This is a genomic window from Paraburkholderia sp. SIMBA_054 (assembly GCF_046534875.1).
Taxonomy (GTDB): Bacteria; Pseudomonadota; Gammaproteobacteria; order Burkholderiales; family Burkholderiaceae; genus Paraburkholderia; species Paraburkholderia hospita.
Window position 1 is genome coordinate 1 of the sequence record NZ_JAWRXV010001245.1, and the last position, 253, is coordinate 253.

The following is a 253-nucleotide window of genomic DNA, read 5'->3' on the forward strand; positions in this document are numbered from 1 at the left end:
GGCCAAGACCGATCTCTTCGGCAAGATTGGCGGAAATCAGAGCCGACTGCACAATGGCCTCGCGCATGACTTCCTGCGCGCTCAATGGCGCGCCCGCATCCTGATTACGATCCATCAGCGTGGTCAGGAGTTCCTGATCGAGCGAACCCCAGTTCACGCCGATGCGCACCGGCTTGTCATAGCGGATCGCCATTTCGACGATATCGGCGAACTGCTTGTCCTTCTTGTCCTTGAAACCGACATTGCCCGGATT

General features: G+C 57.7%; 1 protein-coding gene. It reads right to left on the reverse strand.

The window, feature by feature from the left end; translation table 11 throughout:
* The coding region (locus SB822_RS59095; RefSeq protein WP_410859374.1) for a flavodoxin-dependent (E)-4-hydroxy-3-methylbut-2-enyl-diphosphate synthase at positions 1-253 on the reverse strand (253 nt) is incomplete at both ends.